17 protein-coding genes are annotated in these 18,998 nt (G+C 59.7%); 12 read left to right on the forward strand and 5 right to left on the reverse strand.

The window, feature by feature from the left end; all coding sequences use genetic code 11:
* Positions 1 to 18 precede the first annotated feature (18 nt).
* Together HYPMC_RS12525 and ilvD are read right to left on the reverse strand one after the other, a co-directional pair.
* Complete coding sequence (locus HYPMC_RS12525; protein ID WP_024276106.1) at positions 19 to 264, reverse strand: hypothetical protein; 246 nt, start codon at positions 262 to 264, stop codon at positions 19 to 21.
* Between the two features lie 253 nt (positions 265 to 517).
* The gene (gene ilvD / locus HYPMC_RS12530) at positions 518 to 2,347 is read right to left on the reverse strand and encodes a dihydroxy-acid dehydratase (protein ID WP_013948328.1); all 1,830 of its coding nucleotides are present in this window, start codon (positions 2,345 to 2,347) and stop codon (positions 518 to 520) included.
* Positions 2,348 to 3,249: 902 nt separating this feature from the next.
* Here ilvD and HYPMC_RS12535 point away from each other — a divergent pair.
* The 8 genes from HYPMC_RS12535 to HYPMC_RS12570 all read left to right on the forward strand — a co-directional run bounded on the left by HYPMC_RS12535 (position 3,250) and on the right by HYPMC_RS12570 (position 11,631).
* Positions 3,250 to 3,444, forward strand: coding sequence for a hypothetical protein (locus HYPMC_RS12535; protein ID WP_013948330.1), 195 nt, complete (start codon positions 3,250 to 3,252; stop codon positions 3,442 to 3,444).
* An 8-nt stretch (positions 3,445 to 3,452) separates the two neighbouring features.
* A complete protein-coding gene (locus HYPMC_RS12540) occupies positions 3,453 to 3,992 on the forward strand; it encodes a cytochrome c oxidase subunit II (RefSeq protein ID WP_013948331.1) in 540 nt (179 codons plus the stop codon).
* Positions 3,976 to 5,604 (forward strand): cbb3-type cytochrome c oxidase subunit I, encoded by a 1,629-nt coding sequence (locus tag HYPMC_RS12545; protein WP_013948332.1) that lies wholly within the window; start codon positions 3,976 to 3,978, stop codon positions 5,602 to 5,604. Before HYPMC_RS12540 ends, HYPMC_RS12545 begins: the two co-directional genes overlap by 17 nt.
* A 4-nt stretch (positions 5,605 to 5,608) precedes the next feature.
* Positions 5,609 to 6,427, forward strand: a complete 819-nt coding sequence (locus tag HYPMC_RS23255) for a cytochrome c (RefSeq protein ID WP_013948333.1) — start codon at positions 5,609 to 5,611, stop codon at positions 6,425 to 6,427.
* A 169-nt stretch (positions 6,428 to 6,596) separates the two neighbouring features.
* A complete protein-coding gene (locus HYPMC_RS12555; protein WP_013948334.1) occupies positions 6,597 to 7,517 on the forward strand; it encodes a LysR family transcriptional regulator in 921 nt (306 codons plus the stop codon).
* A gap of 246 nt (positions 7,518 to 7,763) precedes the next feature.
* Positions 7,764 to 8,966 (forward strand): NAD-dependent formate dehydrogenase, encoded by a 1,203-nt coding sequence (locus HYPMC_RS12560; RefSeq protein ID WP_013948335.1) that lies wholly within the window; start codon positions 7,764 to 7,766, stop codon positions 8,964 to 8,966.
* Positions 8,967 to 9,032: 66 nt separating this feature from the next.
* Entirely contained in the window at positions 9,033 to 9,515 is a 483-nt protein-coding gene (gene cynS / locus HYPMC_RS12565) for a cyanase (protein ID WP_013948336.1), read from the forward strand.
* Between the two features lie 307 nt (positions 9,516 to 9,822).
* Complete coding sequence (locus HYPMC_RS12570; protein WP_013948337.1) at positions 9,823 to 11,631, forward strand: chloride channel protein; 1,809 nt, start codon at positions 9,823 to 9,825, stop codon at positions 11,629 to 11,631.
* Positions 11,632 to 11,646: 15 nt separating this feature from the next.
* On the opposite strand, the gene HYPMC_RS12575 is transcribed toward HYPMC_RS12570, so the two are convergent.
* Positions 11,647 to 12,927, reverse strand: a complete 1,281-nt coding sequence (locus HYPMC_RS12575; protein ID WP_013948338.1) for an aromatic ring-hydroxylating dioxygenase subunit alpha — start codon at positions 12,925 to 12,927, stop codon at positions 11,647 to 11,649.
* A 158-nt stretch (positions 12,928 to 13,085) separates the two neighbouring features.
* Here HYPMC_RS12575 and HYPMC_RS12580 point away from each other — a divergent pair, with 158 nt between their 5' ends.
* The 4 genes from HYPMC_RS12580 to HYPMC_RS12600 all read left to right on the forward strand — a co-directional run bounded on the left by HYPMC_RS12580 (position 13,086) and on the right by HYPMC_RS12600 (position 17,494).
* Positions 13,086 to 14,024 carry a LysR family transcriptional regulator gene (locus tag HYPMC_RS12580; protein WP_244421045.1) on the forward strand — a complete coding sequence of 313 codons (939 nt, stop codon included), beginning with the start codon at positions 13,086 to 13,088 and terminating at the stop codon, positions 14,022 to 14,024.
* Positions 14,025 to 14,282: 258 nt separating this feature from the next.
* Positions 14,283 to 14,639: a hypothetical protein gene (locus tag HYPMC_RS12585; protein WP_013948341.1), complete on the forward strand. Its 357-nt coding sequence runs from the start codon at positions 14,283 to 14,285 to the stop codon at positions 14,637 to 14,639.
* Between the two features lie 298 nt (positions 14,640 to 14,937).
* On the forward strand, positions 14,938 to 15,981 hold the full coding sequence (locus HYPMC_RS12595) for a S9 family peptidase (RefSeq protein WP_013948342.1): 1,044 nt from the start codon (positions 14,938 to 14,940) through the stop codon (positions 15,979 to 15,981).
* 202 nt (positions 15,982 to 16,183) lie between these two features.
* The gene (locus tag HYPMC_RS12600) at positions 16,184 to 17,494 is read left to right on the forward strand and encodes an ABC transporter substrate-binding protein (RefSeq protein WP_013948343.1); all 1,311 of its coding nucleotides are present in this window, start codon (positions 16,184 to 16,186) and stop codon (positions 17,492 to 17,494) included.
* Here HYPMC_RS12600 and HYPMC_RS12605 read toward each other — a convergent pair.
* Together HYPMC_RS12605 and HYPMC_RS12610 are read right to left on the reverse strand one after the other, a co-directional pair.
* Positions 17,482 to 18,255 (reverse strand): FadR/GntR family transcriptional regulator, encoded by a 774-nt coding sequence (locus HYPMC_RS12605; RefSeq protein WP_013948344.1) that lies wholly within the window; start codon positions 18,253 to 18,255, stop codon positions 17,482 to 17,484. The genes HYPMC_RS12600 and HYPMC_RS12605 overlap by 13 nt on opposite strands.
* Complete coding sequence (locus HYPMC_RS12610) at positions 18,252 to 18,977, reverse strand: hypothetical protein (protein WP_155831247.1); 726 nt, start codon at positions 18,975 to 18,977, stop codon at positions 18,252 to 18,254. The genes HYPMC_RS12605 and HYPMC_RS12610 overlap by 4 nt, the downstream gene beginning before the upstream one ends.
* Positions 18,978 to 18,998 lie beyond the last annotated feature (21 nt).

Genomic DNA, 18,998 nt, shown 5'->3' on the forward strand with positions numbered 1-18,998 from the left:
CAGAGAACGTGGCCGAACTCAGTTGCCGCGAGTTGGGGGCGCGCCTCGAAACGTTGTTGGGATATGGCTCACGCCCATCGATTCGAAGCGAGGATTTGTGGCCCCCTCGTTGATCGGATGGGCCGCACTAACGATGATGCCGGCAGCCACCATCAACGCTACGACGGCGAACAGGTTGTAGGCGACCTTGCGGGGCGCGTCCTTATCGTTGTCCCGTCGATCCCAAGTGTTACGACCAATAAGTATTATGCCTGGATATGTCATGGCACATCTCCTTTCGTGGCGGAGAAGTAGCGATGGCCATATTTGAAATCGAGACGGCGGAGCAGGCGACGTTATAGGAACGGCATAATGGCGTATCGCCGCAGTCGGTGCGGAAACGGCGACTGCGCCTTTCCCATTTCAGCGCGCGCCGATGCAGGCGTACACGGCAGCTCGCCGTCCGGCGAACGAACATCATTCCGGAAGCACGCGAAGTGGCCGTCCACCGCATCAGAAGGACGGCCGATTTCGATGCTTAGATCTCGCGAATGGCACCCCGAGAAGCGCTGGTCGCCATGCTGGCGTAGGCTTTCAGCGCCTTCGAAACCTTACGCGTTCGGGCTTCTGCAGGCTTCCAGCCGATCTGCTCCTGCGCGGCCCGACGCTTTGCCATTTCCTCATCGCTGATTGCGAGGTGGATGCGGCGCTCAGGGATGTCGATCTGAATCTCATCGCCTTCCTGCACCAACGCGATGGCGCCGCCGGCTGCCGCCTCCGGCGATACGTGGCCGATCGACAGGCCCGACGATCCGCCTGAAAAGCGCCCGTCCGTAACGAGGGCGCAAGCCTTGCCGAGGCCTTTCGATTTCAGATAGCTCGTCGGATAGAGCATCTCCTGCATGCCGGGCCCGCCACGCGGTCCCTCATAACGGATCAGCACGATATCGCCCGGCTTAACCCGGCCGCCGAGAATGTCGGACACGGCCGAATCCTGGCTTTCGAAAACGCGGGCACGGCCGGTGAACTTCAGGATGCTGTCATCGACGCCAGCGGTTTTCACGATGCAGCCCTCTTCGGCCAGATTACCGAACAGCACGGCCAGACCGCCGTCTTGCGAGAAAGCATGAGCCTTGTCGCGAATGACGCCCTTCGTGCGATCGATGTCGAGTTCGGCGTAGCGGCGATCCTGGCTGAATGCGACCTGCGTCGGCACGCCTCCGGGAGACGCGCGATAGAAATCGGCGACCGTCTCGCTGTTGGACTGCGCGACGTCCCAGTGCGACAGGGCCTCACCCAGGGTGGCGGCGTGAACGGTCGGAACGTCGGTGTGGAGCAGGCCCGCACGATCGAGTTCGCCGAGGATCGCCATGATGCCACCCGCGCGATGAACGTCTTCCATGTGCACGTCCGACTTCGCTGGCGCGACCTTGCACAGGCACGGAACGCGGCGCGAGAGGCGGTCGATGTCGCTCATCGTGAACGGCACTTCGGCTTCTTGCGCAGCGGCAAGCAAATGCAGCACCGTGTTCGTCGATCCGCCCATCGAAATGTCGAGGGTCATGGCGTTCTCGAAGGCGGCAAAGCCTGCAATGGTCCGCGGTAGCGCCGTCTCATCATTCTGCTCGTAATAGCGGCGGGTCAAATCGACGATGAGATGGCCAGCTTCAACGAACAAACGCTTGCGCCCCGCATGCGTCGCGACGATTGAGCCGTTGCCTGGCAGCGAAAGGCCGAGCGCTTCGGTCAAGCAGTTCATCGAGTTCGCGGTGAACATGCCCGAGCACGAACCGCACGTCGGACAGGCGGAACGCTCCATCGCCATCACGGCTTCGTTGGACACGCGATCGTCGGCGGCAGCAACCATGGCGTCGACGAGGTCGACTGCCATCTGTTTGCCGTCGTGGATGACCTTGCCGGCTTCCATCGGTCCACCCGAAACGAACACGGTCGGAATGTTGAGCCGCAGGCTCGCCATCAGCATGCCGGGCGTAATCTTATCGCAATTGGAAATGCAGACCATGGCGTCAGCGCAATGGGCATTGACCATGTATTCGACGCTGTCGGCAATCAGCTCACGCGAGGGGAGCGAATAGAGCATCCCGTCGTGACCCATGGCGATACCGTCATCGATGGCGATGGTGTTGAACTCTTTGGCGACGCCTCCGGCGCGCTCAATCTCGCGGGCGACGAGCTGCCCGAGATCCTTAAGATGCACATGCCCCGGAACGAACTGCGTGAACGAGTTCACGACGGCAATGATCGGCTTGCCGAAATCCTCGTCCTTCATGCCGGTTGCACGCCATAGGCCGCGCGCGCCAGCCATGTTTCTGCCGTGGGTGGTCGTCCTGGAACGATAAGGAGGCATATCGAGGGTCTTTCTCGTAATGGGCTCGTAAGGGTCGTTTGGAGATCAAGCGGACGATGGCTCGCCATCCGGGCCGCTTTTCGTGGGCTGGCCAATAGCATAACTGGCGCCGAATGCCGAAGATAACAGGGTCTCACGCCGAGCGCCAATGACGCAGAGGCGGTCACCCGCCCCCGCGAGAACTGCTTGGCGGCAGGCCCGAAAGCATTGCAGCGACGCCGCATTAAGCAGAAGCGTCCGGAAGGTCAAATTATATGCCGAATTTGCCGTCTGAGGCTCTGGGATTTGCGTGCCCTGCTCGGAAAATCCGTCCAGCCTTTTCGGACAGCGCCGACACGCTGGCGCAGCGTTGTGGGAGTGTGCACGGCGTCGGGCTAAAATCCGACTGCGAACGATGCTCGAGCAGACCAGCTTCTTGAAAATACGAGTTTCATGCGTTTTTATTTCCGGAATTCTCAGACTTAATTTTTTTATTTCATCGTTAATGACAAATCGGAATTTCAAATAGATTTCATGCATCTATTTTATCGACAAAGTATTCCAATACCCCACAATCGAAATTCAAAATAAAATACTTTTTTCTCTCTTGTGGCATCCGAGACGACGCACTGCAAGCGGACGATCTGAACTTGCCGCCGAATCAGCCAATCCAATAGTGATAAGCGATGATTAGTTGAATTACGATACGCTTGACGCATCATGCCGCCCCGCGCCCAAGTCTGACCTGGATCAGCCTCACTAAGGGGCTTTTCAATTTGGCGGCACAAATGTCATATCTGATTAAACGGCACCTTGTTATATATTGCCAAGTCAGTCTCAATTGAATCTTGTCCGCCCGTACATAGCCAGACAAGTTTCAATTCAGGTCGTGCATTGCTACATTTAAAATTGGACATAGATTTATGGCCAGTGATCCGCCACGTCCCGCCAAGCCGCAAAACGAGACTGACACCGTAGACGAAAAGCAATTGCAGGCTGTCCTTCGGGACGTGCCAGAGGGCGCTTTCGCGCTTGCCGGCACCGCGGTCGGCATTCTCGTGCTCGCCTACCTGTTCCTTTATTTCCTGGTCTTCCTGCCGCGCGGGCCGATTGGGTGAGCTGAGGCATGAGCGAACAGGACATCATCAAATCGGAAGAACGCTGGGGCATCGTTGCGGCATCGGCCGTCGGCATCATGCTGGCCGTCTTTGTCGTGACAAGCATCATGATGGCGATACGTCCGCCGAGCCACGTTGAGACAATCGATCCGACCACCCTCAGCACGAATAGCGAATTCGTCGCGAGCAACCTCGGGACCCAGGTCAATCCAGATGGTTCCGTCACCGTTCGCGTCATTGCGACGCAATTCGAATTCGTGCCGCGCTGCATTCCGGTTCCCGTCGGGCGGCCCGTCACGTTTCGCGTCACCAGCCCGGACGTGATCCATGGCTTCATCGTGGCGGGCACCAATGCCAACACGATGGTCGTGCCCGGCTACGTGTCGCAAGTCCGGACGGTTTTCAATTCGCCCGGCGATCATCTCATGCCCTGCCACGAATACTGCGGCTTGGGTCACAGCGAAATGTGGGCGCTCGTAAAGGTTCTCGACGACGCGCATTGGAAGCCCGATTCCCTTGGAAAGATGAGCTGTGAAGTATCGCGCTGAAAAACTGGTCGTCGCGCATCTCGTCGTCGCGTTCGTTGCGCTCGGCATCGCTGCCGTCCTCGGAGCATGGCAGATGACGGTCAGGAGCGGGATCAATCCGCCTTTGACATCGCCCACAACATACTTTGCGTCCGTCACTGCGCACGGCACGATCATGGCCTACGTCATGCCCACGCTATTCGCGATGGGATTTGGCTATTTCGTAGCGGTGACATCCCTTGACCGCCCATTGCCGAGCATGCGCTTGGCGTGGGCTGGATTCTGGGTCGCCGTCATTGGTATGGTTCTGGCGATCATTCCGATCGTCGCAGGAAAAGCGAGCGTGCTTTACACATTCTATCCGCCGCTCATCGGCGACTTTTCCTATTACTTCGGTGTGCTGCTGATCGTGGTCGGGTCATGGGCGTGGGTCGCGATCATGATCTGGGCCATGGCGCAATGGAAGCGCGAAAACCCGGGCAAGCCCGTTCCTCTCGTGATGTTCGCGACGGTCGCAAACGCGTACCTGTGGCTTTGGACGACTCTCGGCGTCGGCGTCGAAGTGATCTTCCAGCTCATCCCCTCGTCGCTCGGCTGGAGCCAAACGGTCGATGTCGGTCTGGCGCGAACCTTCTTTGCATGGACCCTGCATCCGATCGTCTATTTCTGGCTGCTGCCGGCCTACATCGCGTTCTACACGATTGCGCCGCAAGTGGCCGGCGGACGCCTTTACAGCGATATGATGGCGCGCATCAGCTTCGTGCTGCTCATTCTGTTCTCGCTGCCGGTCGGAATGCATCACCTATTCATGGATCCCGAGCACGGTGCCACATTCAAATTCCTGCAAGCGACACTGACGGCTCTCGTCGTGCTCCCGACGCTGCTGACCATCTTCACGATCAGCGCGTCGATGGAGATTGCCGGCCGACTGCGCGGCGGCAAAGGATTGCTAGGCTGGATTGCGGCATTGCCATGGGACCGGCCAATGGTTCTTGCCACGGGGCTGTCCTTCGTCCTGCTCGGCTTCGGCGGGTTCGGCGGCGTCGTGAACATGGCCTACGGCATGAACGCGATGGTGCATAATACATCGTGGGTGACGGCGCATTTCCATCTGATCTTCGGCGGCTCGGTCGTGATCATGTACTTTGCGACCACCTACCAGATCTGGCCGCTTCTTCTCCAGCGCCAGGGCTTCGATAATCGGCTGCTGCGGCTTCAGCTCTGGCTGTGGGCCATCGGCGTCATCGTCACGACGTTTCCGTGGCACATCCTCGGCCTGATGGGGCAGCCGCGCCGCGTGGCGACATTCGACTACTCCAATCCGGCGATGGCCAATTGGCAGCCTTGGACGCTGGTCTCGATGGTTGGCGGCTTCGTAATGCTGGCCGCAGCGCTGCTTTTCCTTTGGAACCTCGCGTCGATCTTCTTTGCTTCTCGGGTTCCGAGCCGGCAGATGCACTATGCGGTTGCAGTTTATCCGCCGAAACGGCTGCCGAACGCGCTGAACGGATTCGGACTTTGGAACACCGTGACAGCCTTCCTGATGCTCGTCGCTTTCGGTTATCCGATCGCGCAGTTCTACCTGCTGGACGTGCATCCGGCGCTTATCCATCGCGTCGACATTGGAAACTAAGTCCATGGCAAGCGAACACGACCACGACTTACCGGATACGCGCGCTGAAGACCGCCTTTGGCGGCGTTGGGTTTTCATCGCCACGGGATCGTTCGTTGTCGCGAGCCTGCTGCTCGGTACAATTCTGCTTCCCATTCGCGACAATCCCCAACTCGATCCGTGGGGTGCCATCTGCCGGGCGTTCGGCTTCGGCACCAACGTTGCCGGAATGGCCGCGAAGCCCGGCTCGGCCGCTTCGGACGTAACGTGGAGTGCCGCGACGAGAATAGCCTTGGAGAAAGGCGATCCGAAGCGCGGCTTCGACATCGTCAAGGACAATTGCTCGGCATGCCACGGCGAGAAGGGCCTTTCGATTGATCCGACGCAATTTCCAAATCTCGCCGGACAGTCTGAAGCCTCACTGTTCAAGCAGCTCAGCGATTTCAAATCAGGGTCGCGGGTGTCGGATATCATGGGGCCGGTGGCACAGGCTCTGACGGATCAGCAGATCGAAGACGTCTCCGCCTATTTCGCCGGACAGAAGCCTGCGCCCGCCAGCGACAAGGCTCCGGAGGCGACTCTGGATCTCGTTAACATTGGCAATCCGGCGTTAGCGCTGCCCCCTTGCATCGCCTGCCATAACGACGTGGGTGGCGGCCCCGAGGGCGCGCCCCTGCTCTCTGGACAATCGCCGTCCTACCTCGAAGCCCAGCTGAAGAAATTTGCGAGCGGCGAGAGACACAACGATACATTTGCGCGGATGCGCTCGATCGCGAAAGATCTGACGGCCGAGCAAATGCATGCTCTGGCGCAATATTACGGAATGCCTTCAGAAGCGAAATAACCTCGCTTCGACAATAAGTTAAGATCGCATATCAGGTTGGAAAATCTGCCATTGCTCCCTGCGTTCCCGAACGCGCAGTAGAGATCCGCCGAGGTCCCTTCCCTAGACGGATGAGCATCGTTATATTCGTACGGCTATATCGAATAGCGGCAAGCCGTCCGAGATCCCCATGTTCGTTCGTCAGATGAGCTACCTGGTTGCGCTTGCTCGCGAGAAACATTTCACGCGCGCTGCCGAGAAATGCCACGTCACGCAATCGACGTTGTCGGCAGGACTGAAAGCGCTCGAACGCGAACTCGATATGCGCCTCGTGTTGCGGGGACCGCGTTTCATTGGCCTGACGCCCGAGGGCGAGCGCGTCGTCGCTTGGGCGTCGCAGATCATCTCCGATTATGAAAACCTCAAGCAGGACGTGGCGGGACTTCGCGAGGGCTTGAAGGGTACGTTACGCCTCGGCGTCATCCCGGCCGCGATGCCGGCCGTTGCAAAGCTCACGTCGCCGTTCTGTGCCCAGCACCCCGGCATCACGGTTGACGTCTTCTCGATGACATCGGCGGAGATTCAAGCAGGCATCGACAAGTTCGAACTCGACGCCGGACTTACTTACTTGGAGAACGAGCCATTAGCGAACGTCCGCAAGACGCCACTTTACCGCGAGCGGTATTTTCTCGTCACACACGTCGATAGTCCGTTGGCGCAGACCGATGCTATTTCCTGGAAAGAGGCCGTTACCGAGAACCTCTGCCTGTTGAACGAGAGCATGCAGAACAGACGCGTTCTCAATAAGCTCGCAGAGTCTCTCGGGCTGAAGCTCGCGCCTTCCGTTACCTCGAATTCATACCTCGCGATCTGTTCGCACGTCTGCAGCGGCGAGTGGTCGAGCATCATTCCACACACGTTTTCGTATATCTTCTGTGGCTGCAAAGAACTGGCGCTGGTCGAGCTTGTCGACCCGAAACATAGTCAATCGATCGGCCTTGTCGCCTCGAACCGCGACCCCCTCTCTCCCCTTGCGCATGCGCTTATCCGCTGCGCGTCGCGCCTGAACCAGGAAGACCTCTTCGCCCCTGCGCTCGTCGCGGCGGAATGATCGACCATATCGATCACCTCAGAAATCTCATTCGTTTGACCGTCCGGCCTGCAAGGCACGACAACTCGCGCGCTTGGTCGAGGAAGAGCTTTCAATAGCCGTCAGCCAAGCGAGGAAGCGCCAAGAGGAATGATGCTCGGGCTATTGAGAGAGCCCGCCATCCCGCCTCGCCGACAGATCGTCAGTCGTCCGGACACCTCCGGACGAAACGCTTGCTCATTGCCCTTTTTCAGAACGGAGTTTGAGATGGCTAAGATCGTATGTGTGCTCTACGACGATCCCGTAACCGGGTATCCGAAATCATACGCGCGCGACGACATCCCCACGATCACGAAGTATCCCGACGGACAGACGACGCCGACACCGCACGCCATCGATTTCGTTCCGGGCCACCTGCTCGGCAGCGTGTCGGGCGAACTCGGTCTTCGCAAATACCTTGAAAGCAACGGCCACACGCTGGTCGTGACGTCCGACAAGGACGGCGCGAATTCTCAGCTCGACAAGGAGCTTCACGACGCCGAAATCGTCATTTCGCAGCCGTTCTGGCCCGCGTACATGACGGCCGAACGCATTGCCAAGGCACCGAAGCTGAAGATGATCGTGACCGCCGGTATCGGTTCGGATCACACCGATCTTCAAGCAGCGATGGATCATGGCATCACCGTCGCCGAGGTCACGTACTGCAACTCGAACAGTGTTGCCGAGCATGTCGTCATGCAGATGCTCTCGCTCGTTCGCAATTACATCCCTTCGTACAACTGGGTGATCAAGGGCGGCTGGAACATCGCCGACTGCGTCGAACGCTCGTACGATATCGAAGGCATGCACGTCGGCACGGTCGCTGCAGGCCGCATCGGCCTGCGCGTGCTGCGTCTTCTGAAACCGTTCGACGTCAAGCTTCACTATATGGATCGCTACAAGCTTCCCGACGCGGTTGAGAAGGAACTAAACCTCACGCACCACACGAGCCTCGAAAGCCTGACGAAGGTTTGCGACGTCGTGACGTTGAACTGCCCGCTGCATCCGGAAACGGAGCACATGATCAACGACAAATCGCTCAAGAACTTCAAACGCGGCGCGTATCTCGTTAATACGGCTCGCGGCAAGCTCTGCGACCGCGATGCGATCGTGCGTGCTCTCGAAAGCGGCCAGCTTGCAGGATATGCGGGCGATGTGTGGTTCCCGCAGCCCGCACCGCAAGACCATCCGTGGCGGACGATGCCGCATCACGGCATGACCCCGCATATCTCGGGAACGTCGTTGTCAGCACAGGCGCGCTATGCGGCGGGCACGCGTGAAATTCTCGAGTGCTATTTCGAGAACCGTCCCATCCGCAACGAGTACCTGATCGTTCAGGGCGGCAAGCTCGCTGGCGTCGGCGCACATTCCTATAGCGCCGGCAACGCGACGGGCGGCTCGGAAGAGGCTGCTAAGTTCAAGAAAGCCTGAAGCGTCTCAAAGGAAGCGCCGTGAAAGCGGCGCTTCCGACGCGTTCTCATTCTGACGGAGACGGCGATGCGCAGGGAAGACCTGACGGAAAAGATACTCGATATCAAACGCGCGAAGGGTTGGACGTGGAAACACATCACGACCGAGATCGGCGGCGTGTCGCCCGTTCTCGTCGTTGGCGCGTTGCTCGGACAAATGAAACTCGTGAAGCCGCTCGCGAAGAAAGCTGCCGAACTGTTCGAACTGTCCGAAACCGAAGAGCGGATGCTGAACGAGGTCCCGTATCGCGGCATGCCGATGCCGCCAACCGATCCACTGCTCTATCGCTTCTACGAGCTTGTGATGGTCAACGGTCCGGCATGGAAGGCGTTGATCGAAGAGGAATTCGGCGACGGCATCATGTCTGCGATCGACTTCGATATGGATCTCGAACGCAAGCCGCACGCCAAGGGCGATCGCATCCGCCTGACGATGTCGGGGAAATTCCTGCCGTATAAATATTACGGCAACGAGCAGGGCATCGCGGAAACTGGCGTCAGGGAAGATTAAGACCTCCCCGCTCCTACCCGCAGAAAAAGCCCCGGCCTGCCTTCAGAGATTTCGGCCGGGGCTTCTGATGGTCTGCATAGAGAGCGTCAGGGTGCGACGACTCGTCATGGTTGTCCAGGTACTCTTTCCTCTCGCGCCGTCTCTCCACCGCTCATTGGCTTCTGCTGAAGACCGGCACAAGCGAGCCAGCGTACAAGTTCGGCTGCCTCGCGCCCGCCCGAATACGGCATCTTCTGCAATGACAGAGACAATCGGCGTATGCTAGGTCCGGCTCAGCTGGGAGCCTCATTTCGATTTAAAATTCCATATGCGCCTTTTCCCCTTCGGCCAGAAACGCAGACCGCTCAGATGGGCTGTTGCCGTCATCCGCGTTTATCGGGGGTCCCTGCGCAAGCTCCTCCGTGACAACTCCTTTATCCTTGTCGTCGCGGCTGCGTGTGTCGGCGCGGCCAGTGGCGCTATCGCTTCGCTGATGATCCTCATCTCGGAAACCGCGCACCAATATCTCTTTGGGCTGAATGCGGGAGAGCGGCTCAGCTCGGCATTGGACCTCTCTCCCACCCAGGTGATCTTCATCGTAACCCTGGGCGGCGTTCTCGTGGGCGCAACGTACCTGCATCAATCGCGGCTCAGGCATGTGATCGTCGACCCGATCGAAGCCAACGCGCTTTACGGCGGCCGCATGTCGTTCAGGGACAGCGCGTTCGTGGCTTTGCAGTCGCTGCTATCGAGTGGCTTCGGCCTGTCGCTCGGTATCGAAGGCGGCTTTACGCAGGCTGCCGGAGCCGTCGGCTCGAAAGTCGGACAATTCTTGAACCGTCGTCGTCACGACGTGCGCATGCTCGTCGGCGCAGGATGCGCAGGCGGCATCGCGGGTGCATTTGCGGCGCCGTTCGCAGGGGCCGCTTACGGCTTCGAACTCATCGTCGGCAGCTATACCGTCGCGACGCTGTCACCCGTCGTTGCGGCGGCCGTGGCGGGACATCTGGCGTCGCGACTTTTGGTCGGCCACTCCTATCACATTCCGCTCAATCCAAATGGCTTTGGCAGCGATGGTTACGCCATTCTGGCACTGTTTCTCGGCGTCGCTTGCGGACTGCTGTCGGTCGGTTTGATGCGCTGCGTGACGGGTGTCGAGCGCATATTCCGACAGAGCAAAATGCGTGACGTCTTCCGGCCATGGGCAGGCGGCCTGCTGGTCGGTTTAATGGCGATTTTCGTGCCGCATCTGCTCGGCTCCGGCCACGATGCGATGGCGCTGATCCTGAATAACGAATGGCCGGTAAAGCTGTTGGCCGTCGTACTGGCTGGCAAGATCGTGGCTTCGGCGCTGTCGCTCGGCTCGGGGTTTCGTGGCGGCCTGTTCTCGACATCGCTCTTCCTCGGTGCCGTCACTGGCGCCATCGCCGGAAACCTCGGCGTGATGGGCGGCGTGGTCGCGCCAAACGATGTGGCAATCATCAGTCTTGTCGGCATGGCAAGCTTCGGTGCTGCCGTCGTCGGAGCACCGATGGCGATGGCGCTGCTCGCGATCGAAGTTACCGGCGACTTGACGGTCGTCGAACCTGTTCTGCTCGGTGTTCTGGCGGCGACACTGACCGTCAGGCAAGTGTTCGGATACTCGTTCGCCACGTGGCGTTTTCACTTGCGCGGCGAAGCGATCCTCGGCGGCGAGGACGTCGGCTGGGCACGGCAGACGACGGCCCGCGATCTGATGCGGCGCGATTTGAATACCGTGCCGATCACCATGTCGCTCGCCGACTTTTGCGCACGCTTTCCCGTCGGCTCGACGAAGTACGTAGCGGTCGCGGACCAAAAGGCGGCGTACGTTGGCCTTCTTGATGTCGCCGCCTTGCATGTCGACCAATTGAACGACGATGCGGGTAGCACGCTGGAAGACCTGAAGTCGTCGCTTGAGCATAGCAATGACTGGGTGATGGCCTCGACGCGCTTCGACATGCTCGTGCATTTATTTGAACAGCGCGAAACAGAGCGACTGATCATCGTCGACAACGAAACGTCGAGGCACGCCTTGGGCTACATCACGGAAGCGTTCGCGCTCCGGCGCTATCGCCAGGAGCTCGAAGCCCGTCAGCGCGAGATCTTCGGCAACTAGCCGAGACCATATCGTCTATTCAACGGCCGCGAGCGGACCGCTATAGGGTGCGCGCTTGGCGCGTTCGGGATACGTCCCCTTCAGGCGAGCAGCAACGTAGCGCTGGATGAGCCAAACGGGTTCCTCGAGATGACTGAGGCGCCCCTGCACGACTTTCCGTGACGCTAACCCGCGCTGCACGCCGACGTTCACGAGCATGTCTTCCTTGTGAAAGTCGCTCAGCATCTTGGTTTCTGCGGCGAGTGTCTCAGCGTAGTCGGGCGCGGCCATCGCCGTCTTCGTGACGAGCGTCATCGTCTGCAGCTTGCACTTTCTGGCCGATAGCGGCAGCAGCCGATACCACAGCACGCGATCGTGCGTTGTCAGAAGCATGAAGCACGGAAAGCCGACATAAAGCCCCCATTCGACCTGATCCTCAATCGAAAGACCGGAGATCGGCGAAAAACCGGGTAGCGCTTCGCCTCTGGCCAGTGCCTCCTCCATCTCCTCGCGAATGCGTTCCTTGAAGGGAAGATGAGCGCGAATGAAATGTGGGTGCTCGGGCTCGCTCCAGGTGTTTTGGCCAGGCATCGTTCGATTGAGTGTTTCGGCGTGCGCACCGATGTGATGATAGGATTCCATCCAATTCTCGATCATCACCTTCCAGTTGAAGTCGCATTCCCAATTGAGGGCAATGACGACCTCCATGTCTTCCGTGTTCCATGGCGCGAGCATCGTCGCGAGGTCTTTATATTGCTCGGCGACCGGCGCAGCGTTGCCGTCGAAGTTGACGAAGACGAAGCCCTTCCAGACTTCGGTACGGAAACCCGCGAGCTGCCAGTCGTCCTTTTTGAAATCCTCGACGCGCTGCATGTGCGGACAGCCCTTGAGATGCCCATCGAGATCGAACGCCCAAAGATGGTAAGGGCACGTCAGACGCTTCGCGGTGCCACGGCGCGGAAAATCAAAGCCCTCCGGGATGATGTCCATAGAGCGGTGCGGGCAAACGCGCGACAGCACGTAGATCTGATCGCGTTCGTCGCGCGTCACGACCAGCGGTTCACCAAGCAGATCGACGGCGAGAAAGCTGCCTGACTCCTTGAGCTCGGAGACATGCGCGACGCAAAGCCAGCCGGTCTCAAGAACGCGCTTGGCTTCGAAAGCGAAATAGTCCTCGTCGGTGTACGCCGCTGGAGGAAACGTCACGGCACGGGCCAGCGGCTGCGCGGCCGCCTGCTCGATTTTAGCGGTGATCGTCGCGAGCTTGTCGGCAATTGTTTCCGTCGAGGAAAAATCGACGATATTTGAAGGGGACATGGAATTTCGATCCTTTCCCGGGAGGTCGAATTCGACTGTTGAAGGCGCGCGCATCATCAGCGCTCGGGCTGAGGCCGGGAACCCATCGCTTTACAATCTGTGACATAAATAGAATTTATGAGTGGGTTGGTTCGATCAAGAGTGGTGTCGCATTGGCTGTGCGGAAAAAGACGATCTCGCCGGGCGCCTCGCTTTTCAGGCGCTTGGACCTAAATTTACTGAAGGTTTTCCGCGAAATATGCCGCTCGGAAGGCATCGGCTCGGCGGCCCGAAGGCTCAACCTGCAGCAACCGACGGTGAGCCTGGCTCTTCGCCGTCTCGAAGAGCACGTTGGTGAAAAACTATGCCTTCGAACACCGCGGGGTATCGAGCTGACGGCGGCGGGGCACGTCCTGGCCAAGTTTTGCGACACCCTTTTCGACTCCGTCCAATCCCTGCCCAACGATATCGCCAGGACGTCCGGCGACGTGCAGGGCCTGCTCACGATCCGCACCGTCTCAGGCGTTGTCTCGCCGGAACTCGATGCAACGCTCGATACGATGCGGCGGCGTCACCCTGGCATCCGCCTGAAGATCGAAGTTGCACCTTGTCCGATCGTCGTCGAGGCCTTGGCCAAGGGCCGCGCGGAAGTCTGCATTTCTTTCGATGCCGCGCCGCGCGCCGAACTGCTTTACGAGCCACTGGTGCGCGAATTTCAGCAGCTCTACTGCGCTCGCTCCAGCCCGCTCTATGGTGCGACGGTCAACCGTCCGGAAGTGCTTGCCACCGAACGCTTCGTTGTGACCGGCACGGATGAGCCGATGGAAGTGAAGAATTTCCGCCTGCGTTATGGACTGGGACTGAGACCGTCAGGCGAAGCGGAAAACCTGGATGAAGCCAAGCGCATGATCCGCATGGGCGTCGGACTTGGCTTTCTGCCGACCATTCTCGTCTCACGCGAGGAACGCGATCACCTCTGGCCTTTGCTGCCGTCGGCGACGCTGCCGAATTACTGCCTCTACCTGATCACGCATCCCGAGACACAACAGACCGTGCCGACGCAGATTTTTCTACGCGAAATTCGGCGACGGCTGTCGGCTCGCGGCGGAGCAATTTAGCGCCGAGACCGGGGCAGCACATCGCCAAGCACCATCTGGCGGCCCCCCTTCGATACTTCGCGGCCTGTGGATAGCCCCCTCGTCTGAGCCATGCGGTGGCGCGCACATGCCACACTCTCGCCACAAGTGCGCGTCGACGCGGGCTGAACGGACGGATTAGGGTTGTACTGACATGGCGCGAATGCAGTATCGCCGGACCCGGAGCACAACGGATCACAATTTCTTCGGGGCGAACGTATTGCGGAAAAGGGGGACAATGTGAGGAAACTGCTTTCGATCATCGCGCTCAGCTGCGCGATGGCCTTGGCATTCGGCGCTTACGCACCCGGTGCGCGCGCCGGTGCGCTAACGAGCGGCGTGCTGGCGCTGAAAGGCGATCAGGCCAATCTTATCGAGAAGGCCCGCTACCGCTGCTGGTGGCGGAACGGATATCGCCATTGCGGCTACCGTCGCGGATGGCGGCATCACTACGGATGGCGTCACCGCTATTGGCGTCATCGTTACTACCGTCGCCATCACAGCGTATACCGGCGCCACTATTACTATAATTCCTATCGCCGCCCGTCCGCCTACCGCTATCGTCCGGGCTATTGCATCGGCCTGTGCTGGTGGTGACCACATCTGACGAACGAACAGCGCCGGAGGATCTCCGGCGCTTTCATTTTTTGACGTCGGCGGAGCAAATTGGAAACGAACGGCAACGTCCGCTGCGCCGCGCACAGCGAAGCTTGGCCATTGCAATTGGGGAAATTCAGTGGCTGCCTGTCGCGGGCCATCGGCGCGGACGGCAAAATTCATCAATAAAAACAGGCGTAAATTGCAATTCCGCGATCGTTATTACAGCTCTTGACGATGGCGGCGCGTCGCCGTCCAATGTTGCAGCGCGGAAGTTGCGCGAGACGGGGAACCTCTGATGGCTTTCTTGAAGGGAATTTGCGCGTCGCGCGACGCGGGGGACGGATTGCGAATATTGATGGAGCGTACCGGACTTTTTCTCATCGCCCTAATTGGCCTTACCGCCCTCGTTTGCGGCACGGCATCAGCGGCGGACAACACCTACGGCGGCTTTGGTCCCGAAGGGCCGCGCATGCGCGAGCAGCTTTGGATCCTGCCAAGCGGTGAAACCGGACGTTCGCTGCGCGCGACCCTTTTTCGACCAGAGGACGATCCTAAAGCGCCGGGCAAACAGTTTCCGCTCGTCGTCATCAATCACGGCACTGATGAATCCACGCGCCTCGCCGTTTCGATGCCGGTTTATTATTGGCTGTCGCGGTGGTTCGTCGAGCGTGGGTATGCCGTCATCCTTCCGCAGCGCCGCGGCCACGGCGCGACGGGCGGCCAACTGTCGGAGGCCGTCGGTACGTGCGCCAATCCCAATCACTATGAGTCCGGCAACATCGCCGCCGACGACATCGTGGCGACGATCAACTACATGACGGCACAGCCCTTTATCGCCAAGCGCGGCGCCATCGTCGCCGGCATCTCGACCGGCGGATGGGCATCGCTGGCCGTTGCGGCTCGCAACCTTCCGCAAGTCCAAGCCATCGTGAATTTCGCCGGCGGACGCGGTGGGCACGCATATGGCCAGCCGAATGCGATCTGCGGTGAAAGCGATCTTCTGTCGGCAGCGCATTTCTACGGCGAGACGGCACGCGAGCCGACGATCTGGTTCTATTCCGAAAACGACAGCTATTTCGGACCTAACCTCGCCGTGAAACTCGCGCACGCCTGGAGCAGCGGGGGAGGCGACGTCGAGGAACACATCCTGCCGCCCTACGGCTCTGACGGGCACACGATTGCTGACGATCGCCAGGGCTGGGACATCTGGGGTGCGAGCCTGGACCATTTTCTGACGACGGTTCGCGGCAGCGAGATGCAGGTTGCAGGGGAGCCCGCCGAGCAACCTGCGACGGCATTGGCAACTTCGGCCATTGCAACAACCGGCGCAACGCGATAGCGACCGCGCAACAGGCCGTTCCCCTAATTGGGACGGTCTGTCATTGATCCAGCGCTATCGACAAGATGCGTGCTGCGATTTAGCGTAGCTAAACATTCTTGCGTGTGAAGAGTTGTCGCCCGCCGTGCAAGCGTGGCCTTTTGGAATGCAATGACGTTGATCCTCGTGCGGCAACAAACTCAAAGTCCGGTAATTTCAAGCTATGGCCGCTAGACCCCGAAGTGCCGTTGTATCGGCTCTGGCGGTTGCGATGAGAGACCTCGGATTAGGGTCTTCAACCGTCCTCAAGATCGGCGTTCTCGCGCCTCTTACAGGCCCGCTGAAGGCGTGGGCGGTTCCTGGATTTAACGGCAGCCTCATCTGGACCGAGCGCGTGAATGCAGCCGGCGGACTGAAAGTCGGCGGCCGCCGCTACATGCTCGAACTGGTGCCTTACGACACGATGTATCAGCCGGACCGCGCGCTTCAGGGCGCCAAGAAGCTGATCGTCGAAGAAGGCGTCAAACTCATCCTGATGATCGGCGGCAACGATCTCACGACGGACGTTCGCAGGCTGATCAAGCAGCATCGCATGCTCGTCGCGACGCTGTTGCCGAGCGATCTGTCTCCCGACGCGCCAACCCTAGTTGCGCCGAGCGAAGTGCATCCGATCTATAACGTGACGGGCGTCGAGTGGCTCAAGAGGACGTATCCCGGCATCAAGACAGCGGCCCTGTGCGCGCAGCGCGATCTGCTTGGCCTGCCGTCGATCGCGACCTATCGGGCGGCCTTCGAGGCGGCCGGCATTGAACTCGTTGCGGAGCACCTGTTCGAGCCGGATACGAGCGATTTCGGTCCGATCGTCGATAAGTTGATGGCGAAGAACCCAGACATTCTATGCTGGGACACGGCCTACGAGCCGTTCGTCCATGCGCTGACGATCGAAGCCTTCAAACGCGGCTTCCGCGGCCGGCTGCTATCGTGCACGTGCGACAACTATGAGGAGCTGATCCGGCGGACGAGCAGCGATTTCATGGAAGGTTTCGTCTTTCAGTTCCCTGATTTCGACGATCCGCGCCTCAACGAAGGGCATATCAATTTCGAAGATCCCGGCACCTTCTACGATGAATTCTGCCGGCGCTTTCCGGGCACATGGAGCGCGGTGTCGTGGGAATACGCCTCGACGCTCGAGCTTTGGAAATCTGCCGTGCAGCGCGCCCGCGCGTTCGAGCCCTTCTCAGTGCTCGCCGCCATGAAGATCGGCGGCATCGGCCAGCACGCGTTTGGCGAAGCGCGATGGTGGGGCAAGGATCTGTTCGGCATCGACAATGCGCTCGTCGGCGATTGGCCGGTCGTCGCCATCGTTGACGGCAAGGCACGCATCCAGGAGTTCGGTTCGATTGCCGACTGGTGGGCGAAGAACCGCTCATTGCTCGTCAAGCATATGCGCGCGCTTGATCTGATGTGGGACCAGCGTGAGCATTTGGCGGCGTCGGCGGAAACGCTCGAACGCCTGACCGCTCAGGATTCGTAGATCATATCTTCGTGGGCGTTCGCCACGTAAAGCTTGATGATCTCGACGGCCGTCTCGACGTTGCGCCGAGCAATAGCATCGTAAAGCGAGCGAAACATCAGCTGGATGCTCTTGATCTTGGCGGGCGTCAGCGCCTGCCGCCTAGCGGCCGCCCATTGCGGATGGCGACGAACTTCATGGAGGATCGCGTACATCGCGACGATGAGCGAATTATGCGTGCCGCGCGCGATCGTCATCATGAATTCTTCTTCAAGCGCAGCAAACATTTCGGCTTCGGTGACGATGGCTTCGAGGCGCTGAAGGTGACTCTGGAGATCGGCGATATCGCGCGTCGACATATAGATCGTCGCCAGGCGCGTCATCTCGGGCGCGAGAATGGAGCCAGCGACGTTCATGGCGAAGGGCGAGGCCGTCTCGGCAAGCTGATCGACGTTGATATGCGACGAGGAGTGTCCCGCCGCGTTGCCGTTCGCATGTGGCTTTCGCTGATATGAAACGAACGTACCGCTGCCGGGGCGACGCGAAACAATGCCGTAAACAGATAGAAATTCGAGCGCCTGACGGATCGTGGCGCGGCTATCGCCGAACGCTTCTGCGAGGTCTCGTTCGGCGGGGATTCGCGTTCCGAACGGAAATTCTCCCGATGCGAGCCGCCCGAACAGACGTGTCGCAATCTCCTTGACCCGCGGCGTGACGAGCGGGTGACGCGAGACGTCATCGATCCAAGGCGGTGTTTCGAAGTCGTAGGTATCAGACATCATTCAAACTCAAGCTGCTGGTTCGGATCGGCGGCGTCGCAAGCGTCGTCAGCGGAACGATCGATCGCCTCTAAAATCGTGGGTGCGAGAAGTGCGGTCAGCGCCACGGCGCTTTCCAAATTTGCGCACGCCTCGGAAAGCGCGGCCGACAACGTCAGCTGACGCGTGGAAATATCGTAGAGTTTGTCGGCATAAATCGCGTAGATATCAGCGTCGCCGTTCGGCTCGATGCAAGCCGAGAGCAGTCGCGCTTCCGGCGCCGTATAGCCGAGCACGTCCCGCAAGGTCGCCCTCAACGCGGCCGCACGCTCCGCGGTGCATGCGGCGTCTGGCGTTCGGCGACCGATCAGCGTGCGGTTGAATTGGGTGATCGCGAGAGCCGCTTCTGCGAGACGGCGATATCGCTCCCGTTGCGCGCCCATCAAAACGTCCGGCGCCTTTGCGGCGAGACGGAAATGAAAAGACGAACTTGCGCCGCCCATCGGCACTTCGAGCGTGGCGACGCCGGCGATGACATTGCGCCAAGTTAGCTCGGCCTCCTCGAAGCAGTTCCCAGCTTCGTGCTCGTGCCCGAGAAGCAGGCGCGCAGCGCCAGCGTTGGATCGACAGACGGCGCGCAGGGAATCGAATTCGCTTTGCTCCACAGCCAACACGGCGTCGGCTTCGAGCCAGCAACGCGCAGCCTCTTCGGTCCGGGCGCGCGATATCCGATCGAACCCGCTCACCGTCGATTCCACCCACAAATT

The sequence above is a fragment of the Hyphomicrobium sp. MC1 genome (assembly GCF_000253295.1).
Classification (GTDB): Bacteria; Pseudomonadota; Alphaproteobacteria; order Rhizobiales; family Hyphomicrobiaceae; genus Hyphomicrobium_B.